Origin of the sequence: Acetobacter pasteurianus subsp. pasteurianus LMG 1262 = NBRC 106471 (assembly GCF_000285275.1) — a bacterium.
In the GTDB taxonomy this organism is placed as follows: Bacteria; Pseudomonadota; Alphaproteobacteria; order Acetobacterales; family Acetobacteraceae; genus Acetobacter; species Acetobacter pasteurianus.
In genome coordinates this window covers 1-20,680 of the sequence record NZ_CADO01000004.1, presented here as the reverse complement: position 1 = coordinate 20,680, position 20,680 = coordinate 1, and the positions used below count along the sequence as shown (strand labels likewise).

At 52.6% G+C, this 20,680-nt stretch carries 17 protein-coding genes; 7 read left to right on the top strand and 10 right to left on the bottom strand.

Translation table 11 applies throughout. The annotated features are described in order from the left end of the window. Positions 1–27: 27 nt before the first annotated feature. Positions 28–2,367 carry a TonB-dependent receptor gene (locus APA10_RS01225; protein WP_004449889.1) on the bottom strand — a complete coding sequence of 780 codons (2,340 nt, stop codon included), beginning with the start codon at positions 2,365–2,367 and terminating at the stop codon, positions 28–30. Between the two features lie 329 nt (positions 2,368–2,696). On the opposite strand from APA10_RS01225, the gene APA10_RS01220 reads away from it, so the two are divergent. From APA10_RS01220 to APA10_RS01200, 5 genes are read left to right on the top strand one after another with little or no spacing between them, the layout of a single operon-like run. Continuing rightward, complete coding sequence (locus APA10_RS01220; RefSeq protein WP_004449887.1) at positions 2,697–4,022, top strand: allantoate amidohydrolase; 1,326 nt, start codon at positions 2,697–2,699, stop codon at positions 4,020–4,022. Between the two features lie 2 nt (positions 4,023–4,024). Next, positions 4,025–5,266, top strand: a complete 1,242-nt coding sequence (locus APA10_RS01215) for a pyridoxal-phosphate-dependent aminotransferase family protein (protein WP_004449886.1) — start codon at positions 4,025–4,027, stop codon at positions 5,264–5,266. Between the two features lie 17 nt (positions 5,267–5,283). Beyond that, on the top strand, positions 5,284–5,688 hold the full coding sequence (gene hpxZ, locus APA10_RS01210) for an oxalurate catabolism protein HpxZ (RefSeq protein ID WP_004449884.1): 405 nt from the start codon (positions 5,284–5,286) through the stop codon (positions 5,686–5,688). 12 nt (positions 5,689–5,700) lie between these two features. After that, positions 5,701–5,889, top strand: a complete 189-nt coding sequence (locus APA10_RS01205) for a DUF4089 domain-containing protein (RefSeq protein WP_004449881.1) — start codon at positions 5,701–5,703, stop codon at positions 5,887–5,889. Further along, positions 5,886–7,241, top strand: a complete 1,356-nt coding sequence (locus APA10_RS01200; RefSeq protein ID WP_004449880.1) for an AtzE family amidohydrolase — start codon at positions 5,886–5,888, stop codon at positions 7,239–7,241. The genes APA10_RS01205 and APA10_RS01200 overlap by 4 nt, the downstream gene beginning before the upstream one ends. A 4-nt stretch (positions 7,242–7,245) precedes the next feature. On the opposite strand, the gene xdhC is transcribed toward APA10_RS01200, so the two are convergent. Genes xdhC through APA10_RS01160 form a run of 8 tightly spaced genes read right to left on the bottom strand, consistent with a single transcriptional unit; the run spans position 7,246 to position 16,569 of the window. Further along, the gene (xdhC, locus tag APA10_RS01195; protein ID WP_035366187.1) at positions 7,246–8,061 is read right to left on the bottom strand and encodes a xanthine dehydrogenase accessory protein XdhC; all 816 of its coding nucleotides are present in this window, start codon (positions 8,059–8,061) and stop codon (positions 7,246–7,248) included. Positions 8,062–8,074: 13 nt separating this feature from the next. Beyond that, entirely contained in the window at positions 8,075–10,420 is a 2,346-nt protein-coding gene (gene xdhB / locus APA10_RS01190; protein ID WP_004449877.1) for a xanthine dehydrogenase molybdopterin binding subunit, read from the bottom strand. After that, on the bottom strand, positions 10,413–11,894 hold the full coding sequence (xdhA, locus tag APA10_RS01185) for a xanthine dehydrogenase small subunit (protein ID WP_035366185.1): 1,482 nt from the start codon (positions 11,892–11,894) through the stop codon (positions 10,413–10,415). The genes xdhB and xdhA overlap by 8 nt, the downstream gene beginning before the upstream one ends. Before the next feature lie 36 nt (positions 11,895–11,930). Next, entirely contained in the window at positions 11,931–13,391 is a 1,461-nt protein-coding gene (locus APA10_RS01180) for a nucleobase:cation symporter-2 family protein (protein ID WP_004449874.1), read from the bottom strand. Between the two features lie 3 nt (positions 13,392–13,394). Further along, entirely contained in the window at positions 13,395–13,727 is a 333-nt protein-coding gene (gene uraH / locus APA10_RS01175; protein ID WP_003624352.1) for a hydroxyisourate hydrolase, read from the bottom strand. Next, positions 13,724–14,233, bottom strand: coding sequence for a 2-oxo-4-hydroxy-4-carboxy-5-ureidoimidazoline decarboxylase (gene uraD, locus APA10_RS01170; RefSeq protein ID WP_004449871.1), 510 nt, complete (start codon positions 14,231–14,233; stop codon positions 13,724–13,726). The genes uraH and uraD overlap by 4 nt, the downstream gene beginning before the upstream one ends. Then, a complete protein-coding gene (puuE, locus tag APA10_RS01165) occupies positions 14,230–15,123 on the bottom strand; it encodes an allantoinase PuuE (RefSeq protein ID WP_004449870.1) in 894 nt (297 codons plus the stop codon). Before puuE ends, uraD begins: the two co-directional genes overlap by 4 nt. A gap of 27 nt (positions 15,124–15,150) precedes the next feature. After that, positions 15,151–16,569: an NAD(P)-binding domain-containing protein gene (locus APA10_RS01160; RefSeq protein ID WP_004449869.1), complete on the bottom strand. Its 1,419-nt coding sequence runs from the start codon at positions 16,567–16,569 to the stop codon at positions 15,151–15,153. A 156-nt stretch (positions 16,570–16,725) separates the two neighbouring features. Here APA10_RS01160 and APA10_RS01155 point away from each other — a divergent pair, with 156 nt between their 5' ends. Both APA10_RS01155 and guaD read left to right on the top strand, forming a co-directional pair. After that, positions 16,726–17,628 carry a LysR family transcriptional regulator gene (locus tag APA10_RS01155; protein WP_003624361.1) on the top strand — a complete coding sequence of 301 codons (903 nt, stop codon included), beginning with the start codon at positions 16,726–16,728 and terminating at the stop codon, positions 17,626–17,628. A 4-nt stretch (positions 17,629–17,632) separates the two neighbouring features. Further along, entirely contained in the window at positions 17,633–18,955 is a 1,323-nt protein-coding gene (gene guaD / locus APA10_RS01150; RefSeq protein ID WP_035366183.1) for a guanine deaminase, read from the top strand. Here the strand turns inward: guaD and APA10_RS01145 are convergent. Next, positions 18,952–20,544, bottom strand: a complete 1,593-nt coding sequence (locus APA10_RS01145; RefSeq protein ID WP_035366180.1) for a gamma-glutamyltransferase family protein — start codon at positions 20,542–20,544, stop codon at positions 18,952–18,954. The two genes, guaD and APA10_RS01145, sit on opposite strands and share 4 nt — an antisense overlap. Positions 20,545–20,680 lie beyond the last annotated feature (136 nt).

Genomic DNA, 20,680 nt, shown 5'->3' with positions numbered 1-20,680 from the left:
GGGGCGTTAAGTTGGTTCAGGACGGTATTAGAAAGAGGTAGAGATTGTGCCTGTCATGGAGAAGCGCGGTTCCACCATGAAGGTATTGCCGTAACCTGTGTAAGCTGCGGAGCTACCGCTATAAACCGTGCCGGCATCATGCTTGCTGTAAACAGCGCCCATGGCACCCGTGCGCACAATGGAACCCGTAAGGTTGGTGAAGTTCAACCGGAAAGTGGGGGACTTTACAAAGCCAAATGGCTTGAAGTGATACCCAACCGTCAGGCTGTTGGTCACGTAACCCGGTATTCTCTGATCCCCAGCCACACTGACGGATTGCGGGCCGGTGTAATGCACGGAGCCGTTGGCAAAGAAGCCTTTATACTTATAGGTCAGACCAAAGTTGGCCATAACCCGTGGTGCCATAATGGCCTGCGTACCCTTGGAATGCAGCATGATGTTCTGGTACGGGTCGAACACGTTGCTGTCCTGCGTGGCGTGCAGATACTCCACAGAAGCATAAGGGCTGAAACCGTGGATCTCACGCCCGGCGATCATGAAGTCCAGCCCGCGCATGGTCTGGCTGCCGATGGAGAATGGACGGTAGTTGTTCATGCCCAAATACTGGTCAACCACACGGTTGGTGACGTTGTAGTTGAAGAATGACAGATCCATCATCATGTAGCGGTTGTGGTAACGGTACCCCAGTTCTTCCTTGATGGAATACTGGTTCTTCAGGATCGGCACATCCGTGTACAGCCAGCCCATATCGTTTTCTGTTGGCTGACGGTAATCCCCTTCCGCGTTTACATAGATCTGGTTCTGATCATTGATGTTGTAGCTGATGGAAAGCTGCGGCAATGGTGCCGTGCTGTTGCGCCCCTGCCTGCCGTAGTAATCCTTGTTCCATGCGTTGGACATAACAAACTTAAAGCCACCGTTAATCAGCAGTTTGTCATGCAGATACTTGGCTGTGTCCTGAATAAACAGCGAGTGGATTTCATACCCCGCAACCTGCCGATCACCTTTATCAATGCGATACTGAGACCAGTTCGGGCTGGGTGCACCGCCTGCGGGCATGGCAAAGCTGGTGGGGTAGCTGCGGTCTGATTGGCTGTTGTTGTACCAGTAACCGAAGGTCAGATGGTTGTGTTTGTCAATATCGTAGCCGAGTGATGCCGTGGCACCCACTACGCGGTCACCATGTTCCTGAAAGTAGCCGATTGTGTTCTGCATATCACCCGCAGAGTTGGCTTCCGCACCATTAGGCTTGGCGCTCCAGCCCTGCCCATAGGTGAGGTATGGGTGCAGATCGAAGGACAGCTTGTCTGTAATAACGGTGTGGATAGGCGCACTCAGGAAGATCTGGTTCCAGTGGTCAGCGTTGTTCTTCCAGTAGTTTGCGTTACCCGGATGGGATGAGCGATCCCAACCTTGCTCCGTGTGCTTGTACAGCATGAACTGGTCTTCTGTAGGGTAGTTATCAATTGTCCAGTCAGCAGAGTTCCATGAGATAAACAGGTTGGCGTTAGACCCGTTTTCCCAATCCTTGCGTGCGCCAAAATCAATATGCTTACGCTCGTTAATGCCAGACCCCATCCAGCTGCGTGCATGCGTGTTTGAAAAGGAGAAGTAGCCCCGGATACCGCTATTGCCGATGTCACCAGAATCAAGGCGAATAAATTCGCGCGAGAGATTGTTGGTGCCGTAGGAAAAATCTGTCATACCGCCAAACTTGTGGGACGCGATATGGGTTTTGGAGTTCATCACCCCGCCAGCAGCAGACATAACGGGCATATCACGCGCCGCACTGCCGGGTGTGATGCTGACTTCATCCACGTTTTCTGAATCAATAATTTCAGCCAGATATTTTGCCTGCCCGGCAGAAATGCCATCCACCATAATGGCCATGTCACGGTCTGTCAGGCCGCGTGTCTGCACCTGCCCGCCCTGCATGCCCGATGTATCCGGGGTGGTCACGTTCACACTCGGCAGGTTTTTAACCAGATCCAGAGATGTGGAAACGGGGCTGCGCATATCAATGTATTCTTTGGTGACCGTCTGCACCGCATGGGGGGCTGTTTCAAGCCGCATCATGCCGCCGCCGCCATTGCGTTTGCGGCGTGTGGAGCCCACCGAAACTTCTTCTGTCCCGTGTGCCTCAATCGCTTTTGTGGAGCGCGGGCGCACATGTGCAGCGGGCGATGTTGCAGATGCCCGAGTGAGCTGGGATGATTTTTTGGCTGCCGTGGCCGTTTGCGCTTCCGCCGTAGAAAGGCTGGCGCAAAACCCAACAGCACTGACAAGGCAGGACAACGTTGCAAGGTGTTGCCGGTATGTCAGTCGGGACAGAACCGGGCGGGCTGGCGCAATAATCCGAAAGGACATGAGAAAATTCCTCAGCAGGGAAGCTTAACAACGATGCAGGAACAGAAGGCCTTTTTCTTCAAATTGGCCTGTGTAAGAGCCGTAATTTGGAAATCGGCAGAGATCTTTGAGTAAGCTTCCGACATGAGATTAAGGCTCCGGGCAGCGGGCGATAAAACGATACGATATCGATATATATAGGCTTATAAGTGAACGCACAAAAACAAAAAAGGCATTTTCTTGTTGCCGTTTTAAGAGCACCGCCTGATCTGAATTTGGCAATGCAACATTGCTTTTTTTGCTTTTGAGAGAACGGAAAAAACCTGCGTATAGTTTGTTTCGCCCTTGATATGGTGCGAGATGTAGCGTTTTTGATTGACCTCCTAACCCTAGAGGCCCGTATGCAAACCCAGCCCAATGTTTTGTGTGTTGTTGATGCGTCCGGGAAAAGGGCAGTGCAACGGTGTGACTTTTTAGCGTACCCTCCTTTTTCAGACACACCGGATGGTCTGTTCCGCTCCTATCTTTCCCCCGCCTATACCGCGACAGTAAAGCAGGTGCGTGAATGGATGGAAGAAGCCGGCATGCACTGCCGGATAGACGCCGCAGGTAATCTGATTGGCCGATATGAAGGTCTTACCCCCAACGCCCCTGCCCTGCTCATTGGCTCTCATCTTGATAGTGTGAAAAATGCTGGCAGGTACGATGGCACATTAGGCGTTATTCTGGGCATAGAGGCTGTTGCCAGCTTTCATGCACAGCAAAAGCGTTTTCCCTTTGCCATAGAGGTAATTGGGTTTGGGGATGAAGAAGGGTCCCGCTTTCCAGTTTCCATGCTGACATCCCGCGCTGTGGCTGGTTCTTTGGATACGTTGCCAAACGTGCTGGATGCCCAAGGCACTAGCATCCGGCAGGCACTCCTAGAAAGTGGGCTAGACCCTGCACACTATCTGGAGGCCAGCTATAAGCCCTCTCAGGTTCTGGCGTATTTTGAAGCGCATATAGAGCAAGGCCCTGTTCTGGAAAGTAAGGATCATGCAGTAGGCTTGGTCACATCCATTGCCGCGCAATATCGGTTTAAGGTGACAATGAAAGGCATGGCCGGGCATGCGGGCACATTGCCCATGCATTTGCGCCAGGATGCCCTGGCCGCCGCGGCAGAAGCCATTTCCTGCATAGAAAAAATTGCGCAGTCAGGCCCGGATGATCTGGTGGCAACCGTTGGGCAAATGAGCGTAAAGCCCGGTGCGCCCAATATCGTGCCGGGCTGGGTAGAGTTTAGTATTGATGTGCGTGCTGGCACGGAAAATGTGCGCAACAAAGCAGCAGAAACAATAACCCAAGCCCTGCACGAGATCAGCCAAAAACGCGGCGTGGAAATGGAACTTGCACTTCAGCACGATCTTTCCGCCACACCGTGTAACCCGCAACTTAGCAACGTTCTGGCTGCATCCATTCAAGCCGTCACGGGGCAACCGGCTTATAAGCTGGTAAGTGGGGCTGGGCATGATGCCATGATCATGGCTGCCCTTACCCCTGTATGCATGCTGTTTATGCGCTGTGAAAAAGGCATAAGCCACAACCCTGCCGAAGCTGTGCAGGATGAGGATGTAGAAACGGCTTTACGTGTCATGTGCGATTTCATCCAGAATATTCCATCAGAAAAAGCCGCTTAATCATGGAGCAAACCCGTATGATTTCACCAATGTTCAAACAGATTGATCCGCCCCAACGGTTTCTGATGGGCCCCGGCCCCATTAACGCTCACCCACGTGTTTTGCGCGCCATGTCTGCCGATATGCTGGGGCAGTTTGACCCGGAAATGACGGAATATATGAATGAAACCATGGCGCTGTACCGTCAGGTATTCATGACAGAGAACCAGTGGACATTTCTGGTAGATGGCACGGCCCGGGCCGGTATTGAAGCGGCTCTTGTTTCCTTGGTGGAACCGGGCGCAAAAATGCTTATTGTGCGTGCTGGCCGCTTTGGTTTGCTGCTTTCAGAAATTGCCGAGCGCATAGGGGCAGAAATCTGCACGCTTGATCTGCCGTGGGGTGAAGTGGCCTCATTAGAGCAGATAGAAGCGGCATTGCAGGAACATAAGCCGCAGGTTCTGGCCTGTATTCATGGAGATACCTCCACCACAATGGCGCAGCCTTTGGATGGCGTGGGGGCATTGTGTAAAAAATACGATGTTCTTTCCTATGTAGATGTTACGGCCACATTGGGTGGCGTGCCGGTTTGCACAGACCAATGGGGCATTGATGTGATCTCCGGTGGTTTGCAGAAATGCATGGGCGGGCCGCCGGGTTCTGCCCCCATTACCATTTCGGATCGGGCTGCCGAGCACATTATGGCCCGCCGTCATGTAGAAGCCGGTATCCGCAGTGCAAGCCTTACAGATGGGCAGCGCCCGCGTATTCCATCCAACTACTTCGATCTGGCTATGGTGATGGATTACTGGTCTGAAAAGCGGCTGAACCACCATACCGAAGCAACAACCATGCTGTACGGCGCCAGAGAGGCCGCCTGTATTGTGCTGGAAGAAGGGCTGGAAAACCGCTTTGCCCGCCACAAAACGGCCAGCACGGCGCTTATTGCGGGCCTACGCGCAATGGGGCTGACCATTTTTGGTGATGATGCACACCGTATGGCGAACGTAACCGGCGTATGGATTCCAGCCAGTGTGGATGGAGACAAAGTGCGCATGCGTATGCGTGATGATTTTGGCATTGAAATTGGCACGGCTTTTGGCCCGCTTACGGGCAAAATCTGGCGCATTGGCACCATGGGCTACAATGCCGTTAAACACAAAGTGTTGCTGACATTGGGCGCATTGGAAGCAGCTTTGGCTGCTGAAGGGTTTAAGCCCCCGCGTGGCGCTGCTGTAGATGCCGCTATGGCATCCTGGCCGTAACCGTTGGGAGAAGCATAATGGAACTGAATAATCCAGAAACACTTCGGCAGGTTGAGGCATGTTCAGACCTTTATGAACGCGCTCTGGCCGAAAATGATGTGCAAGTTCTGGATGATCTGTTCTGGAGTGGCCCGGAAGTGGTGCGCTACGGCGTGGGGGAAAACCTGTATGGGGCGGAAGAAATAGCTGCGTTTCGCCGCTCCAGAAAAGGAGGAAGCCCCCCACGCCGTAACCTGCGGCGCACCATTACCGCCATTGGTAATGAAAGTGCTGTTGTCAGTCTGGAATTCCAGCGTGAAGGCTCGGACCGCATAGGCCGCCAGATGCAGACATGGATCCGGACTGACAATGGATGGAAAATTCTGGCAGCCCATGTGTCGCTTATGGCGGCACGTCCAGAAACCGAAAGACCTGCTTTATAAGGAAATAGGCCCATGACCGCCCCTTCCTCTGATCAGGAAAATCTTGTGCGCGCACGCGCTACAACCATAGGGCTTGATCTTTCTCCCACATGTCTGCCGGGGGTTATCAGCAATTCCGCCCTTTTGACGCACTATGCCAAACTGGTTGAACAGCACACCCTGCCCGATACGTGTGAACCAGCATACGAGTATATTCCATGACCCGTTTTTCCAGCGCGCATGCCATTGCGGAGGCTATTCGCTCTGGTAAAAAAAGTGCAGTTTCCACCATTCAGGAAACATTAAATACGTTGCGTACACAGGATCATGGCATCCAGAGTGTTACGCATCTTTTTGCAGATGAGGCTTTGCTGCAGGCACAAAAAATAGATGCCATGCGGCAGGCGGGCCAAACTTTGCCCCCTTTGGCGGGTGTGCCGTTTGGTGTGAAGGACCTGTTTGATATTGCAGGCCATGTGACCACGGCTGGCTCTATTGTCCTGCGCAATATGCCACCTGCGCAAAAAGATGCCGCCATTGTACAGCGGCTTAAAGCTGCCGGGGCCATTCCCGTAGCAACATTGAACATGGATGAATTTGCTTACGGGTTTGCAACCGTAAATGCGCATTATGGCACCACCCATAACCCGCATGATCTGGCCCGTATGGCTGGTGGGTCTTCCGGTGGGTCTGCTGCGGCGGTTGCTGCGGGTTTTCTGCCTTTTGCCCTTGGGTCCGATACCAATGGGTCTATTCGCATTCCGGCATCATTATGCGGTGTGTGGGGAATAAAGCCCACTTTTGGCCGCCTGCCCCGCGCCGGTGCCTATCCGTTTTCTGCCAGTTTGGATGTGGTGGGCAGTTTTGCATCCTCTCTGGATGATCTGATTACAACATTTTACGTGATGGATGGCAGCACACCAGCGCCAGAACCGGCAACCGATACGCTGCGGGTTTCCAGATTAGGGGGATGGTTTGCATCCAATCTGGCGCCTGAGCTTGTGGCTGCGCTGGACCGTGTTTGTGCCAGCCTGCAAACCACCAGCACGGTTGAGTTGCCAGAAGTGGCAAGCGCACGTGCGGCATCTTTCTTGATAACTGCGGCAGAAGGCGGAAACCTGCACTTGCCCCGCCTGCGCAAACAGGCAGAAGAGTATGACCCTGCCACGCGGGACCGCCTGATTGCCGGAGCCTTGTTGCCATCATCCACCTATTTGCAGGCTCAGCGTTTTAGAAACTGGTTCCGTACGAAAATCCACGAACTTTTCCAGAAAACAGATGTTCTCATAGCGCCTGCTGTTATGGGGGAAGCACCTCTGCTGGATGCGCCAACCATTATGGTAGACGGTAAACCTGTATCTGCCAGAGCTAATCTGGGCCTGTTTACGCAACCGCTTAGCCTGCCGGGTTTGCCTGTATTGTGCTTGCCGTTGAAAAATACAGGCTCTTTGCCGCTTGGTTTACAGCTTGTTGCTGCTCCGGGGCAGGAAGCCGCGCTGTTTAGTGTTGCGCGGGCGCTGAAGAAAAGCGGCTTGGCAGGGTGCGTGCCCCTGCCAGAAAAGGAAATGGCTTAAAAAGTTATAGGGATGGGTGGAGCACATGCTCCACCACTTCCGCCGCAACCAGAGCAGCAATAACTTCTGGCCTTTTATCCCTGATTCCGCGCTCTCCTATGGGGCAGATGAGGGACTGTAAGCGCTGTTCTTCCATACCAAGCTGGCGGAAACTGTGTTCAAACCGCCTGCGTTTGGTGGCAGAGCCAATAAGCCCCACGTAAGAGAGATCATCCCGCAAAAGAGCAGATTCTATAATTAACGCATCCAACGTATGGCTGGGTGTAAGCACCAGCACGCCAGCTTTGGCTGGTGCGGCGTGCAATATTGGTTCCCATTGGTCTGTTATGCGTGTTTCTACGCCTGCAGGAACAGCGCCAAATTCCTGTTTTCTGGGGTCTATCCAGATCAACCTTAGGGGTAACGGTGCCAACGCATAAGCCAAGGCACGGCCAACATGGCCAGCCCCAAACATAAGTAGCACCGGGCGTGCTTCCAGTTCTTGCCGTATGTTGTTTTCCAGTTCGCGCACAATGTCTGGTGTTATACGCTCCAGCCGCACACGTGCCCAGCCTCCACAGCATTGGTTGGTATTTTGCCCACCCAGAATAAATTCATGTTCACGCAGCTTTTCATGCTGGCACAGCATCTGGCGTGCCTGTGCTACGCATTCATGCTCCAATGCGCCTCCACCCACTGTTCCGGCCAGCAAAGAGGTGCCCACCAGCATGAAGGCACCTGTTTCGCGCGGGGTGGAGCCTTTGGCTTCCGTAACACGCACAAGAATGAGCTGTTCTGGGTGACGGTGCCAGTGTTGAAGAACCCTTGCAACCTCTCGCATGATCAGCTCCGTATTAGTGAGGCATGTCCTTTTGTTTTTTAAGCCGTTCCACTGTGCGTAAAATCTGCTCTGGTGTGGCAGGCGCATCTAGCTGAGGGCAGATGCGGTAGTCCGCAATGCTCGCTATGGCGTCCGAGATAGCATGCAATACCGCCAGCCCGTGCACAAAAGGTGGTTCCCCCACAGCTTTGGAACGAAAGATGGTTTCTTCCTGGTTGGGGGAGTTCTCAAGCAGCTTCACATTAAAAATCGGTGGCCGGTCCGAGCAGGCTGGAATCTTATAGGTGCTGGGGGCATGTGTGCGCAGCCGGCCTGTTTGGTCCCACACCAGCTCTTCCATTGTCAGCCACCCTGCCCCTTGTATGAAGCCCCCTTCAATTTGGCCAATATCCAGAATTGGGTTTAGAGATTGCCCGGCATCGTGCAGGATATCCACGCGCTCCATACGGTTTTCACCAGTCAGTAGGTCAACCGCAACTTCTGCGCAGGCGGCCCCATAGGCAAAATAATAAAATGGGCGACCGCGACCGGTTTTTGGATCCCACGAAATTTTGGGTGTTTTGTAAAAACCGGATGAGGAAAGCGAAACACGGGCCATATAGGCGGCCTTCACCACATCCACGAACGGAATACAGTTGTCCCCCACCTGCACGCCATTGGCTCCAAAATGCACGGTGCTTTCTGGTACCTGCCAATGTGTGGCGGCAAAGCTGATGAGCCGTTCCTTAATTTTGCTGATGGCATCCAGCACAGCCATGCCGTTTAGATCTGCCCCGCTGGATGCCGCTGTAGCAGATGTGTTGGGCACCTTGCCTGTGGTTGTAGCGGTAATGCGCACGCGGTTTTCGGGTAGGCCAAATTCCCGCATGGCAATTTGCACCATTTTGGTATGCAGCCCCTGCCCCATTTCCGTGCCGCCGTGGTTCACCTGCACGGAACCATCCGTATAGACATGCACCAGAGCGCCTGCCTGGTTGAAATGCGTGGCAGTAAAGGAAATACCAAATTTAACGGGCGTAAGGGCTATGCCACGGCGGATGTATTTACTGCTGCGGTTAAAGGCACGGAGTTCCTCACGGCGTTTACGGTAATCGCATTCCTCAGCAAGCTGTTCCATGATTTCCCGGGAAATGGAATCTTCCACGGTCATGAAATACGGTGTGATGTTTTTGTCTTGCCTGCCGTAAGTGTTGCGCAAACGCACATCCAGCGGGTCCATCCCTGTGGCAAAGGCAATTTCTTCTATAACCCGTTCGGCAGCAGCAATGCCTTGGGGGCCACCAAACCCCCGGAAAGCTGTGTTGGACTGCGTATTGGTGCGAAAGGGTTCTGAGCGCAGCCGCACATCCGGGTAGTAATAGGCGTTATCTGCATGAAACAGCGCTCTATCCGTTACCGGGCCAGATAAATCAGCAGACCATCCGCACCGTGCGGCCAGCAGCATATCTACACCCTGAATATGCCCTTGCGCATCAAAGCCAACATCATAATCAATCACAAAGTCATGCCGCTTGCCTGTCATGATCATATCGTCATCACGATCAAGGCGACATTTTGCTGGGCGCTGGGTTATTTCTGCGGCCAAGGCTGCCAGGCAGGCGGGAGCATTTGCCTGTGTTTCCTTGCCCCCAAAGCCGCCGCCCATACGGCGTACTTCCACTGTTACCAGGTTGCTGGGGCGGTCAAGAATATGCGCCACCATGTGCTGGGTTTCTGTAGGGTGCTGTGTGGAGGAGCATATACGCATCTCCCCTTCTTCACCCGGCGTAGCGAGTGCGGCTTGCCCTTCCAGATAAAACTGTTCCTGCCCTCCAACCGTAATACGCCCGGAAAGCCGTTTGGGAGCGTTTTCTAGGGCATTTTCAGCGTTGCCGCGTACCATTTCGAGCGGACGGCACACCATGTCTCCGCCTTTTTGGCGGGCTTCTTCAACACAAAGAACTGTTGGCAGGTCTTCATAAACAATCTTGGCTTGGCGTGCGGCTTTGCGGGCTGCCAGACGTGTTTCAGCCACAACGGCAAAAATGGGTTGGCCGTAATAAAAAACCTCATCTGTAGCTAAAAGAGGTTCATCCCCCGCGCCTACGGGGCTGATCTGGTTTTCTCCCAGCACATCTTGGGCAGTAAGCACGCACAAAACGCCGGGAAAATTCTTAACGGGCTCCAGATCCATAGAAACTATACGAGCATGGGCCTTGGTGCTTAACCCGGGCACCACATGCACAACATTTGCGGGTGTGGGAATATCATCAATATACGTTGCCTTGCCGGAAACGTGCAGACGCCCACTTTCGTGCTTCAGGCTTTGTGTTGCGCCACCGGGAACTGTTGTGGGTGCGTTGATATGCTTTTTAAGCATGGGAAATCTCCCTCCAACCTTCCAGACAGATAGGTTGAGCGCTTCCTTGAGGAGCTGTTTCTTCAAAAAAGCGCGTTAACAGGTTGGCGGATACTGTGGAGCGATACCACGCACTGCCGCGCATATCCGTTAGGGGCGTAAAGTCATCCTGTATGGCTTTACGTGCGGCTTCTAACGCCGCCATATCCCACTTTTGGCCAACTAAAGCCTTTTCTGCCATTTTGGCGCGGCAGGGAATGCCCGCCATTCCGCCAAAAACCAGACGCGCTTCTGTTATCTCTCCATCAGCATTTATGGAAACTGCAAACGCCGCCATAATGGCGGAAATATCCTGATCAAACCGTTTGGAAACCTTGTAAGCCCGCATAACTGTTTGCGCAGATTGGTTCGGTATAAAAATACCTTCTATAAATTCAGCAGGCTGCCGGTCCTGTTTTCCGTATTCTACAAAGTAGTGTTCCAGCGGAAGCTGCCGCCGTGTATCGCCTTGGCGCAAATGCAGCACGGCACCGGCGGCTATAAACAAGGGTGGCCCATCCCCAATGGGTGAGGCATTGCCAATGTTGCCGCAAACAGTAGCTGCGTTTCTTACCTGCGTAGAACCAATGCGTTTTATGGTTTCCAGCGCATCTGGCAGATGTGTTGCCAAGGCAGGCAGAGCCTGTGTGTATGTTACGGCTGCGCCTATCCACAAACCGCCATCACGTTGTTCCAGTTTATGCAGATCCTTGGCGGATCTTACGGCAATAACATGTGGCAGATCTCGCAAATGCTTGGTAACCCACAGGCCAACATCTGTAGCGCCTGCAACAAGTGTGGCCTTGGGGTTTTCCTGATAAACGGCGGCAAGCACATCGGAATTGGCAGGCAGAGTGATGCGGCCATGGGTGTTTTGAATATCTACACTGCTGCCGTCCTGTAAGGCAGAAAGGCGCAGGATTATGTCCTGTTTTTCTACATCAAAACGGTTGCCCTGCTGCACCATAATGCGGCGCGCCTGCTGCATGGCGCGTATAATGGGGGCATATCCTGTGCAGCGGCACAAATTGCCAGCCAGAGCCGTATTGATGGCTTTAGGGTCATCCCCCCCGCCATTTTGCACATAAGCCACCATGGACATGACAAAACCCGGCGTACAAAACCCGCATTGAGAGCCGTGCAGATCCACCATGGCCTGCTGCACCGGGTGCAGGGAGCTATCGGGGTTTTGTAAATGCTCAACGGTAAAAAGCTGTGCACCGTCCAGCATCCACAAAAACTGGATACAGGCGTTTACGCTGCGCCATGTCAGTTGGCCATTTTCAAGGCGCACAACCATAACGGTGCAGGCCCCGCAGTCTCCTTCATTGCAGCCTTCCTTGGTGCCGGTTAGCCCTTTCTGGTCACGCAGCCAGTCCAATACCGTGTGAGTGGGAGAAAGATCAGACACTTCGTGCAAAGTCTGACCCAGATAAAACCTTATATGGTGTCGCATTTTTTGGTCTCTGTAGAAGAATTATGTGGTCAGGATTTATCTGGAGAGGGATTTGGGAGGCCGAGAGCCCAGTTTGTCTTCCGAGATCACAACAACATTCTTCCACATTTCCGGGTGAGTGGTTGCTGGCTGTGGGGCGGCTTCTATGTCTTCCACAACCGCATCATGCGTGCCGTGGTTGAAGATAAGATGCAGGATAATGGCGGACATGGCCCCTAGCGTGATGCCGCTGCCAAAGATGATCTGGGCCCATGCCGGAAAGTGGTCTGCAATATGGGGCTGCGCCGTAGCAAGCATGCCCAAGCCAACACTGGTGCCAACAATAATGCCGTTATTCTGGTTATCAAAATCGACCTGCGCCAAAGTTTGAATGCCCACTACGGCTACGGCGGCAAACATGGCCAAAGCTGCCCCACCCAGAACAGGCAGAGGCACACAGGCCATAAGCACAGCCAGTTTGGGCAGGCAGCCCATAACCATCATGATAAGAGCTGCGGCGGCCACAACCCACCGGCTTTTTACGCCCGTAAGCCGCACAAGGCCCACGTTTTCAGCAAAACAGGTATAGGGAAAGGAGTTAAAAATACCCCCCAGCATTGTAGCGGCCCCATCTGCCCGAATGGCACGGGTGATATCACGCGGAGTGATCTTTTTTTCCACAATCGCGCCGGTGGCAAACACATCGCCCGTTGTTTCCAGCATGGAAATCATCATCACGATGATCAGTGAGAGAATGGGCACGATATGAAAGCTTGGCATGCCAAAATAAAGCGGGCGCACAATAGTTAGTAATGGCGCGGACGATACATCTCCAAAATGCGCGTCTCCCAAAATCCATGCCACCAGTGTGCCCATAATCAGCCCAACCAGCACAGCAATGGTGCCAATAAAACCTTTGAAGAAACGCTGAACAGCCAGAATGCACAGCAGCGTGCCCAAGCCATACGCAACATTACGCAGGCTGACAGGGTTTTGCATGGCGCCCGTGCCTTGGCCATTAACAATATCATTGGCCGCAACTGGCAGGAGAGCCAGCCCGATAACCAGAATGACAGACCCAGTTACAACAGGTGGGAAAAAGCGGATCAGGCGCGAGAAAAATGGTGCCACAAAGTAGGAAAAAATTCCCGCCACAATAACTGCACCAAAAATCTGATGCAGCCCATCAATCCCGCCCCCGGCAGCCGTGCCAATGGCGATCATGGGGGTAACGGAAACAAACGTAACCCCCTGCAAAAGCGGCAGTTTGACCCCAAGCGGGCCAATACCTACGGCCTGAATAAGGGAGGCAATGCCGCAGGTAAAAAGATCGGCTTCAATAAGGTGTTCCAAGGCGTCGTGCGAAAGCCCAAGAGCACTGGCAAGCAGAATGGGCACAATAACGGATGCAGCATAGAATGTGAGCACATGCTGCAACCCATAAACACCCAACTGCCAGAAAGGCAGGAATTCATCTACAGGATGAACCGCTTGCGGAACATTTCTGGCAGCTTTCATCTTTCAGCTTCCCCTGTAAGTGGAATAACCATAAGGCGCGGCAAGCAGCGGCACATGGGCGTGCATGGCCTCACCCAACCCAAAAACAATTGGCACAACATCCAGAAAAAGAGGTTCTGGCAGGTTCATGCCCTGTTGCTGGAAATAGGCGCCTATTTCAAATTCCAGCCGATACTTTCCGGGTTTGAGTTCAAGACTTCTGAGCTCCGCGCAACGGCCATCGGCATTTGTTAGCCCTGTAAACATAAGGGTATCGCCCGCAAAAAGGCGGATCTGCACAGCGCTGGCCGGGCGACCGGAAACTGTATTGAGCACATGTGTGGAAAGAGAGCTCATGCCTGCACCTTATCCTGCAATCTCAGGGCCGCTATTGCATCAATCTGCTTTAGTGCTTCTGCAAGCTCTTCCGTAAAAGAGCTTTTCAGACGTTGTTCCATGGCTTCCAGAATAACGGCTTTGGTAGCTTGCCGAACACAAATAACAAACGGCATGCCAAACTTTTTTTGGTACGCATCATTCAGATCACGCAGTTGCTTGTATTCTGCGGGAGAGAGCCGATCTAACCCGGCACTTCCCTGCTCCTGCGTTGATTCAGCGCTTAGGTCCGGGTCTACGCCCATGCGGTGGCCGAGTTCCGGGTGAGCGCGCACCAAAGCCAGTTTCTGGCTTTCTGGAGCCTGCTGCACAGCTTGAGAAAAAGCCTGCTTCATCTGCTGCATGGAGGCAAAGGGGCGCTGTTTTGCAGCCACTTCTGCCACCCATGGAGAATGCTCGTAAATGCCCCCAAATGTTTCAACAAACTGTTGGGGAGAAAGCGTGTTTACATCCTGCAAGCGCATCATGCTGGGTGCACCTTTTGCCAATGCCGGGCAATTTCCAGGCGGGTTGGTGTCCACACATCTTCATATTGCTGGATGTGCTGTATGAACTTGGCAACGGCCAATGCCCGCGCAGGTTTGCCTGCCAGACGGCAATGCAGGCCAACGGACATCATGCGTCCGCCTTCCTGATACAGCATGTCAAAGCAGTCTCTCAGATAGCGGAAAAACTGCTCACCTTCCGTAAAGCCGTTCAGGGCCGCAAACTTCATATCGTTTACGTCCAGCGTGTAAGGCACAATCAGCTGCAGCTTGCCGTGTGTTCTATCATAATACGGAAGGTCATCTGCGTAGGAATCTGCATCGTAAACAAAGCCGCCTTCTTCAGCCACAAGGCGTGCTGTGTTGGGGCTTGTGCGCCCTTGATACCAGCCTAAGGGGCGTTCCCCCGTAACCTGCGTATGCAGCGCTATGGCCTGCCGAATATGCTCGCGCTCAACATCTTCGGGAATATGCTGATAATCAATCCAGCGCAGGCCATGGGAGGCAATTTCCCACCCGCTTTTCTGCATGGCGGCAACGGCTGCGGGGTTACGCGCCATGGCTGTTGCCACACCAAATACGGTGGGCTTTATGCCTGCTTTTTCAAACAACCTGTGTAAGCGCCAGAACCCCGCGCGGCTGCCATATTCATACAGACTTTCCATCTGCATGCAGCGTTCGCCTACGATAGATGTTGTGCCGATCATTTCCGAAAGAAAGGCCTCGGATCCTTTGTCTCCGTGCAGGATAGAGTTTTCGGCACCTTCTTCGTAATTCACCACAAACTGCACGGCTATACGGGCCGCATTTGGCCAGTGAGGATCCGGCGGGCAAGCGCCGTATCCTACCATATCGCGCGGGTAATTCTGCATTATTTTCCTACCTTCCAGAACACATCATCAAACACACTGAGGAGGTTCCAGACTAACCAATTCATCTACGTTGTAATCCAGCAGGCTTTGCAGATGTTTTTCACCGTCCTGCACAAACAGATCACGCCCAATGCCAAAGGTTAGTTTTTCCACCCCAAAGCGCATGGCACTGATAGAGGAGCCGGAAAGCCCCATGCTGGGTGTGGCGGAAAATGTAAAGTTATGGATAGCCGCAAGCATGGGAGCCAGCGGATCAGACGCATTGCGCGGCAGAAACTGGAAGCGTTCACCCAGATAAGGGTGGCTGCCCAGAAGTGTGCTCTGCTCATCTTCCGGTGGGGCAAAGCAATCCCGCCAGAGGGCAATATGCGGTGCCAGTTTGGCCATTTCCGGCCGCTGGGCCAGATCAATTACAAAACCGGTGCCAATAATCAGGAAGTCAAACCGCATTTCACCATGAGGTGTGGTTACAACCACTTCCTTCCCTTCTTCCTTCACAGAAAGCCACGGAGTGCCCGTGTGGAAGGCAAAGTTTTTATGGCTCCGGCAGCGCCAGAACGTATCCTGCGGGGGCGGCTGGTTGAGATCATAAATCCGCCGCATGAAGCGCCAGCGCACCAGATCATCCAGTTCTGAAAAATAGCTGAGGAACCCTGCATTTTCCATCCAGCGATAGGGATTTACAGATGGAATTTTTTTGCGGCGCAAGCATAGGTCAACCTGCTTGGCGCCATGTTCCAAAGCTGTTGCAGCGTTATCAAAAGCCGAGGCTCCGGCACCAAGAACGCCAATGCGTTTGCCACGCAGCTTTTCAAAATCAATCTGCTCGCACGTATGGGCATAACGTGTTTTTGGCAGCGCTTTGGTAATGAAGTCTGGCACATGCCATGCGCCACCGCCTTCAATACCTGTTGCCAGCACAATTTTGCGTGCCCAAACCTGTTTTTTCACGCCGCCGGCGCATGAAAAAGTCAGTTTCAGCAGGTTGTCCTGCCAATCAATATCTATCAGTTCGTGTTCATTTTTTACGGGCAGCTCCAGTACATCACGCACCCAATCCAGATAAGTCTGCCAATCCTGACGGGAGATTTTATCCAGCGTGTGCCATGCTGCGGCGCCGTAGCGGGCTTCGTACCAGGATTGAGGTGTCAGGCTGGGGATGCCCAGGTCCGGGCCGGTAACATATTTGGGCGTACGCAGTGTGAGCATACGTGCAAACGTAATCCACGGGCCTTCTCCCCCTTTGGGGGCGGTATCAAAAATACAGGTGTTTGTAATGCCGCGCCGCTTCAGCCCAAAGCAGGTGGCCAGGCCACCCTGCCCGCCGCCAATAATAGCAACATCCAGAACATCTTCGCCATCATGCTTGTGGGGAATGCACCAATTGCCTGTTGCATACTGAATTTTTGCGAGATCATCACGCACACGTTTATTAAGCTGTTCCATGCCTGCATATCAGTCCGAAATATGCGTTGCCCGAAAACAATCTGATTCATGCCCCTGACAACGACGATAAAATCAAGCATAATGTTTCACATTCGCATCGTTCTTGTATATGACATAATTCAGCATGGTGCGTTCGCAAAATGAGAGCAAAAGCAAATGCCAGTTTTTTCCCGTTTTCTTCGTTACTTCATGGCTGTTGCTCAGCATGGCTCAATCCGTAAGGCTTCGGACGAACTGCATATTGCCGCTTCTGCTATTGATAGGCAGATCCTTCAGGGTGAAAAATTGCTGGGCACGCTGTTGTTTGAGCGCCTGCCAACAGGCCTGCGTCTGACAACCGCCGGAGAGTTATTGCTAACATCCTGCCGCCATTGGTCGCGCGATTTAAATACGCTTAAAATCCAGCTTGATAACCTTAAAGGCCTGCGGCAGGGCACAGCGGATATTCTTATCCCGGATGCGCTCACTAAAGGTTTTCTGCCGGTTCTTCTGGGGCGGTTGCGTGAAAGTCATCCAGGTATTCTGGTGAGTGTGCATGTGCGCAAAAGCCAGAATATGGGAGAGCTTCTGGTAAAGGGGCACGCAGATTTTGCCCTAATGTTCAACCCAAGCCACATGCGGGAATTGACCGTGCGGGCACATAAGGAAATCCCGTTAGGGTTTATTTCTCTGCCCTCTCATCCTGTTGCGGCGTTGAGCGAGGCACGCTTTAGTGTGGCAGCGGAATACCCGGTTATTGTGCCCTCGCCTCCTCTTGCGCTTTGGCGGCCCATCGGGCTTTTGGAAGCAGAAACAGGGATAGAAATAGCCGCTGTTGCACGCGCAGATAATATCCAGATGATCAAATCTCTGGTGCTGGAAGGTACGGGAATAGGGATTTTAAGTTATCTGGATGCTTATGATGAGGTGCAAAAAAAGCAGCTTGCTTTCACCCCTATTGTCCATAAAAAACTTACGCCACTGTCCTTGGCTTTGTGTGTAGATCGTTCTCGCCAGCTTTCTACGGCAGCACGGTTTATTATTAGCGAAATTGAAAATTTCTTTCTGGAACAGCTATAAAATCATGCCAGTCTCTTCAGCAAAAACGGCTATTCGGGGTTGCTATATCACTTTCAAGGGCAACCCTTTTATGGTGGCTCCAGAAGAAAGTTTGAGCATTGAACAAGACGGCCTGATTATAATGGAAGCTGGCCGCATAACGGACTGTGGGCCTTATGCGGCCCTTGCTCCCAAGCTGGATAAAACTGTTCCGGTTACGCATTACCCGGATAGCATTATTTCCGCCGGGTTTATTGATACGCACGTCCATTATCCGCAAATGCCAGCTATCGCTTCGTGGGGGCAGCAGCTTTTGCCGTGGTTGGAGCAGTACATTTTTCCAACAGAAGCCAAGTTTGACAATTCCGCCTACGCAGAAGCTGTTGCCAGCGCATTTCTGGACGAGCTTTTGCGGAATGGAACAACTACGGCTGCTGTATACTGCACTGTGCATGCACAATCGGTAGATGCGTTTTTCAGACAATCAGAAAAACGTGGAACCCGTATGATTGCAGGCAAGATGCTTATGGATCGCAATGCACCAGACAACCTGCGTGATACCGCCAAAACTGGGTATGATGATTCAACCGCTTTAATTCAGCGCTGGCACAATAAAGGCCGCCAACTTTATGCGGTAACACCGCGCTTTGCCATTACCAGCACGCCAGAACAGCTGGAAATGGCGGGGGATCTGCTTACGCGCCACCCCGATGTGTTTATGCAAACACATCTGGCGGAAAATATGGATGAAATGAAAGCCGTTTCCAGCTTGTTTCCGGACTCTGCTTCGTATCTGGATGTGTATGCACAAGCTGGTCTGGTTGGTGCGCGTTCCATTTTTGGACATGGCATTTATTTGCAGGAAACAGATTTTCAGCACTGCCATCATGCCGGATGCACGCTTGCGCATTGTCCCACATCCAATCTGTTCCTGGGTAGCGGCTTATTTAAGCTGTTTGATGCTGTTCGGTCAGATCGACCCGTTCATGTCGGGCTGGGGACAGATGTTGGTGCTGGCACAACTCTGTCTATGCTCGGCACAATGGGAGAAGCCTATAAAGTTTCTCTCATGGCTGGAGCAGAACGGTTGCAAGCCATTCAGGCTTTCTGGCTTGCAACGGCTGGGGCGGCAGAAGCTCTTAAACTGGATACAAAAATCGGCCGCATTGCATCCGGTATGGAGGCGGATCTTTGTATATTGGATCCGGCTGCCACACCTCTGCTTGCGCAAAGAACTGCCCACTGCCAGACAGCGCAAGACATGCTGTTCCCGTTGATGATCTTGGGGGATGACCGCAGCGTAAAAGCAACATGGGTGAATGGAAAAGCTGTATACAAGCGGCCTTAAAAAGCCGCCACACATCCATCACTACGTGGGTCAGCCGCACCTTCCAGAACACCATTGGCATGCTGCACAATGGCGCCGGCATGCCCCATCATATCGGAAAAAGGTGCAACACGTTCTACTGGGTGACCTGCTTTTTCCAGTTTGGCGACCACGCCCGCATCCATATTGCTTTCCACTTTTAAGGATTGGCTTTCACTACCCCATGTGCGGCCCAAAAGCCAACGCGGAGCGGTAACAGCCTGCTGCAAGGGGGTGCCAAATTGTGCATATCTTGTAAAAATTGCGGCTTGTGTTTGGGGTTGGCCCTCGCCCCCCATTGTGCCGTAAACCATTACCCGGCCATCATCAAAATGCGCGAGAGCTGGGTTAAGGGTATGGAAAGGCTTGCGCCCCGGCACAAAGGCATTCCATGCGCCTTCCTCCAGTTGGAAGGAAGCCCCGCGATTTTGCCACAGAATACCCGTTTGCGGCAGAAAAACGCCAGATCCAAACTCAAAATACAGGCTCTGTATCATGCTGACGGCAACGCCAGAGGAATCAATAGCCCCCATCCATGTTGTATCTCCAGCCTGTGAGGGCTGAGGCCATGGAGCAGCATGCCTCATGTCAATTTTGTGCGCCAGTTCGGAACAAAGTTTTTCATTGTCTAGAAAAGTCTGAGCATCTTCTGTCATCCATCGCGGGTCACCCACATGCGCATTGCGGAACAGAAAAGCCTGTTTTGTCGCTTCTACCAGCCCATGTATGTGGGCAAACCCCTCGCCTTCCTGCACGCCCAGTTTTTCAAATAGCTGTAGAATAGCCAAAGACGCTACACCCTGCGTTGGAGGTGGCGCATTGTAAACCTGAGCATGCTTTAGCTTTGCAGAAAGCGGTTTTTTGAAGATAGCTTCATGTGATGAAAAATCTTCAGAGCTTAAGGGGCTGTCTATTCGTTGTAGATCCTGCAAAAGGTCTTGCGCGGTAGCACCTGTATAAAAGCTTTGCAGTCCATATTGGACCAGTTGGCGTAGCGTATGCCCTAATGCCGGGTTCTTACGCACCATGCCATGCTGAAACAATTTGCCATCTGGCGCATAAGACTGCGCAAAATCCTTATTTTGCAAAAGCTCATTTTGCTTGGAAGCCAGAAGTGCTGCTTCACTTTCTGAAACAACATAGCCATTTTCTGCATACCAAATGGCATCTTCCAAAAGCGCATTTATTGGAAGGGAATTTTTAATAGATGCACTCTGCTGCAAAGCAAGCTGCCAGCCAGATACTGTGCCAGCCATTGTGTTGGCGGCCCAGCCCCCACGCCATGGCACAGTGGTGTGGCCCGCGTTCCGGTATGCCTCTATGGAACTTTGTAAAGCACCGGCACCACAGGCTTCTATAACTTCTACCCGGCCATCTGGGTAGGAAACCAGCCAGAAAGCATCGCCTCCAATACCGGTCATATGTGGGTAAACAGCACATAAGGTAGAGGCCATTGCCACAACAGCCTCCAAGGCTGTGCCGCCCTGTTTCAGTATGGAAAGGCCGCTCTGGCTGGCCAGATGATGCGGTGATGTCACCATCCCGCGTCCCGACTGGAATGTATGCTGCATGACAAACAACCGCTTTTCATGAATGGGAATAAGATAATACTACGTATCAGATACTCGGACACACCAGCAGGTCAAACTCCTCCCCTTATAACTTACCGTCAGCGAACTGTTCCTGTCCGACGATTCCGAGTTTTGT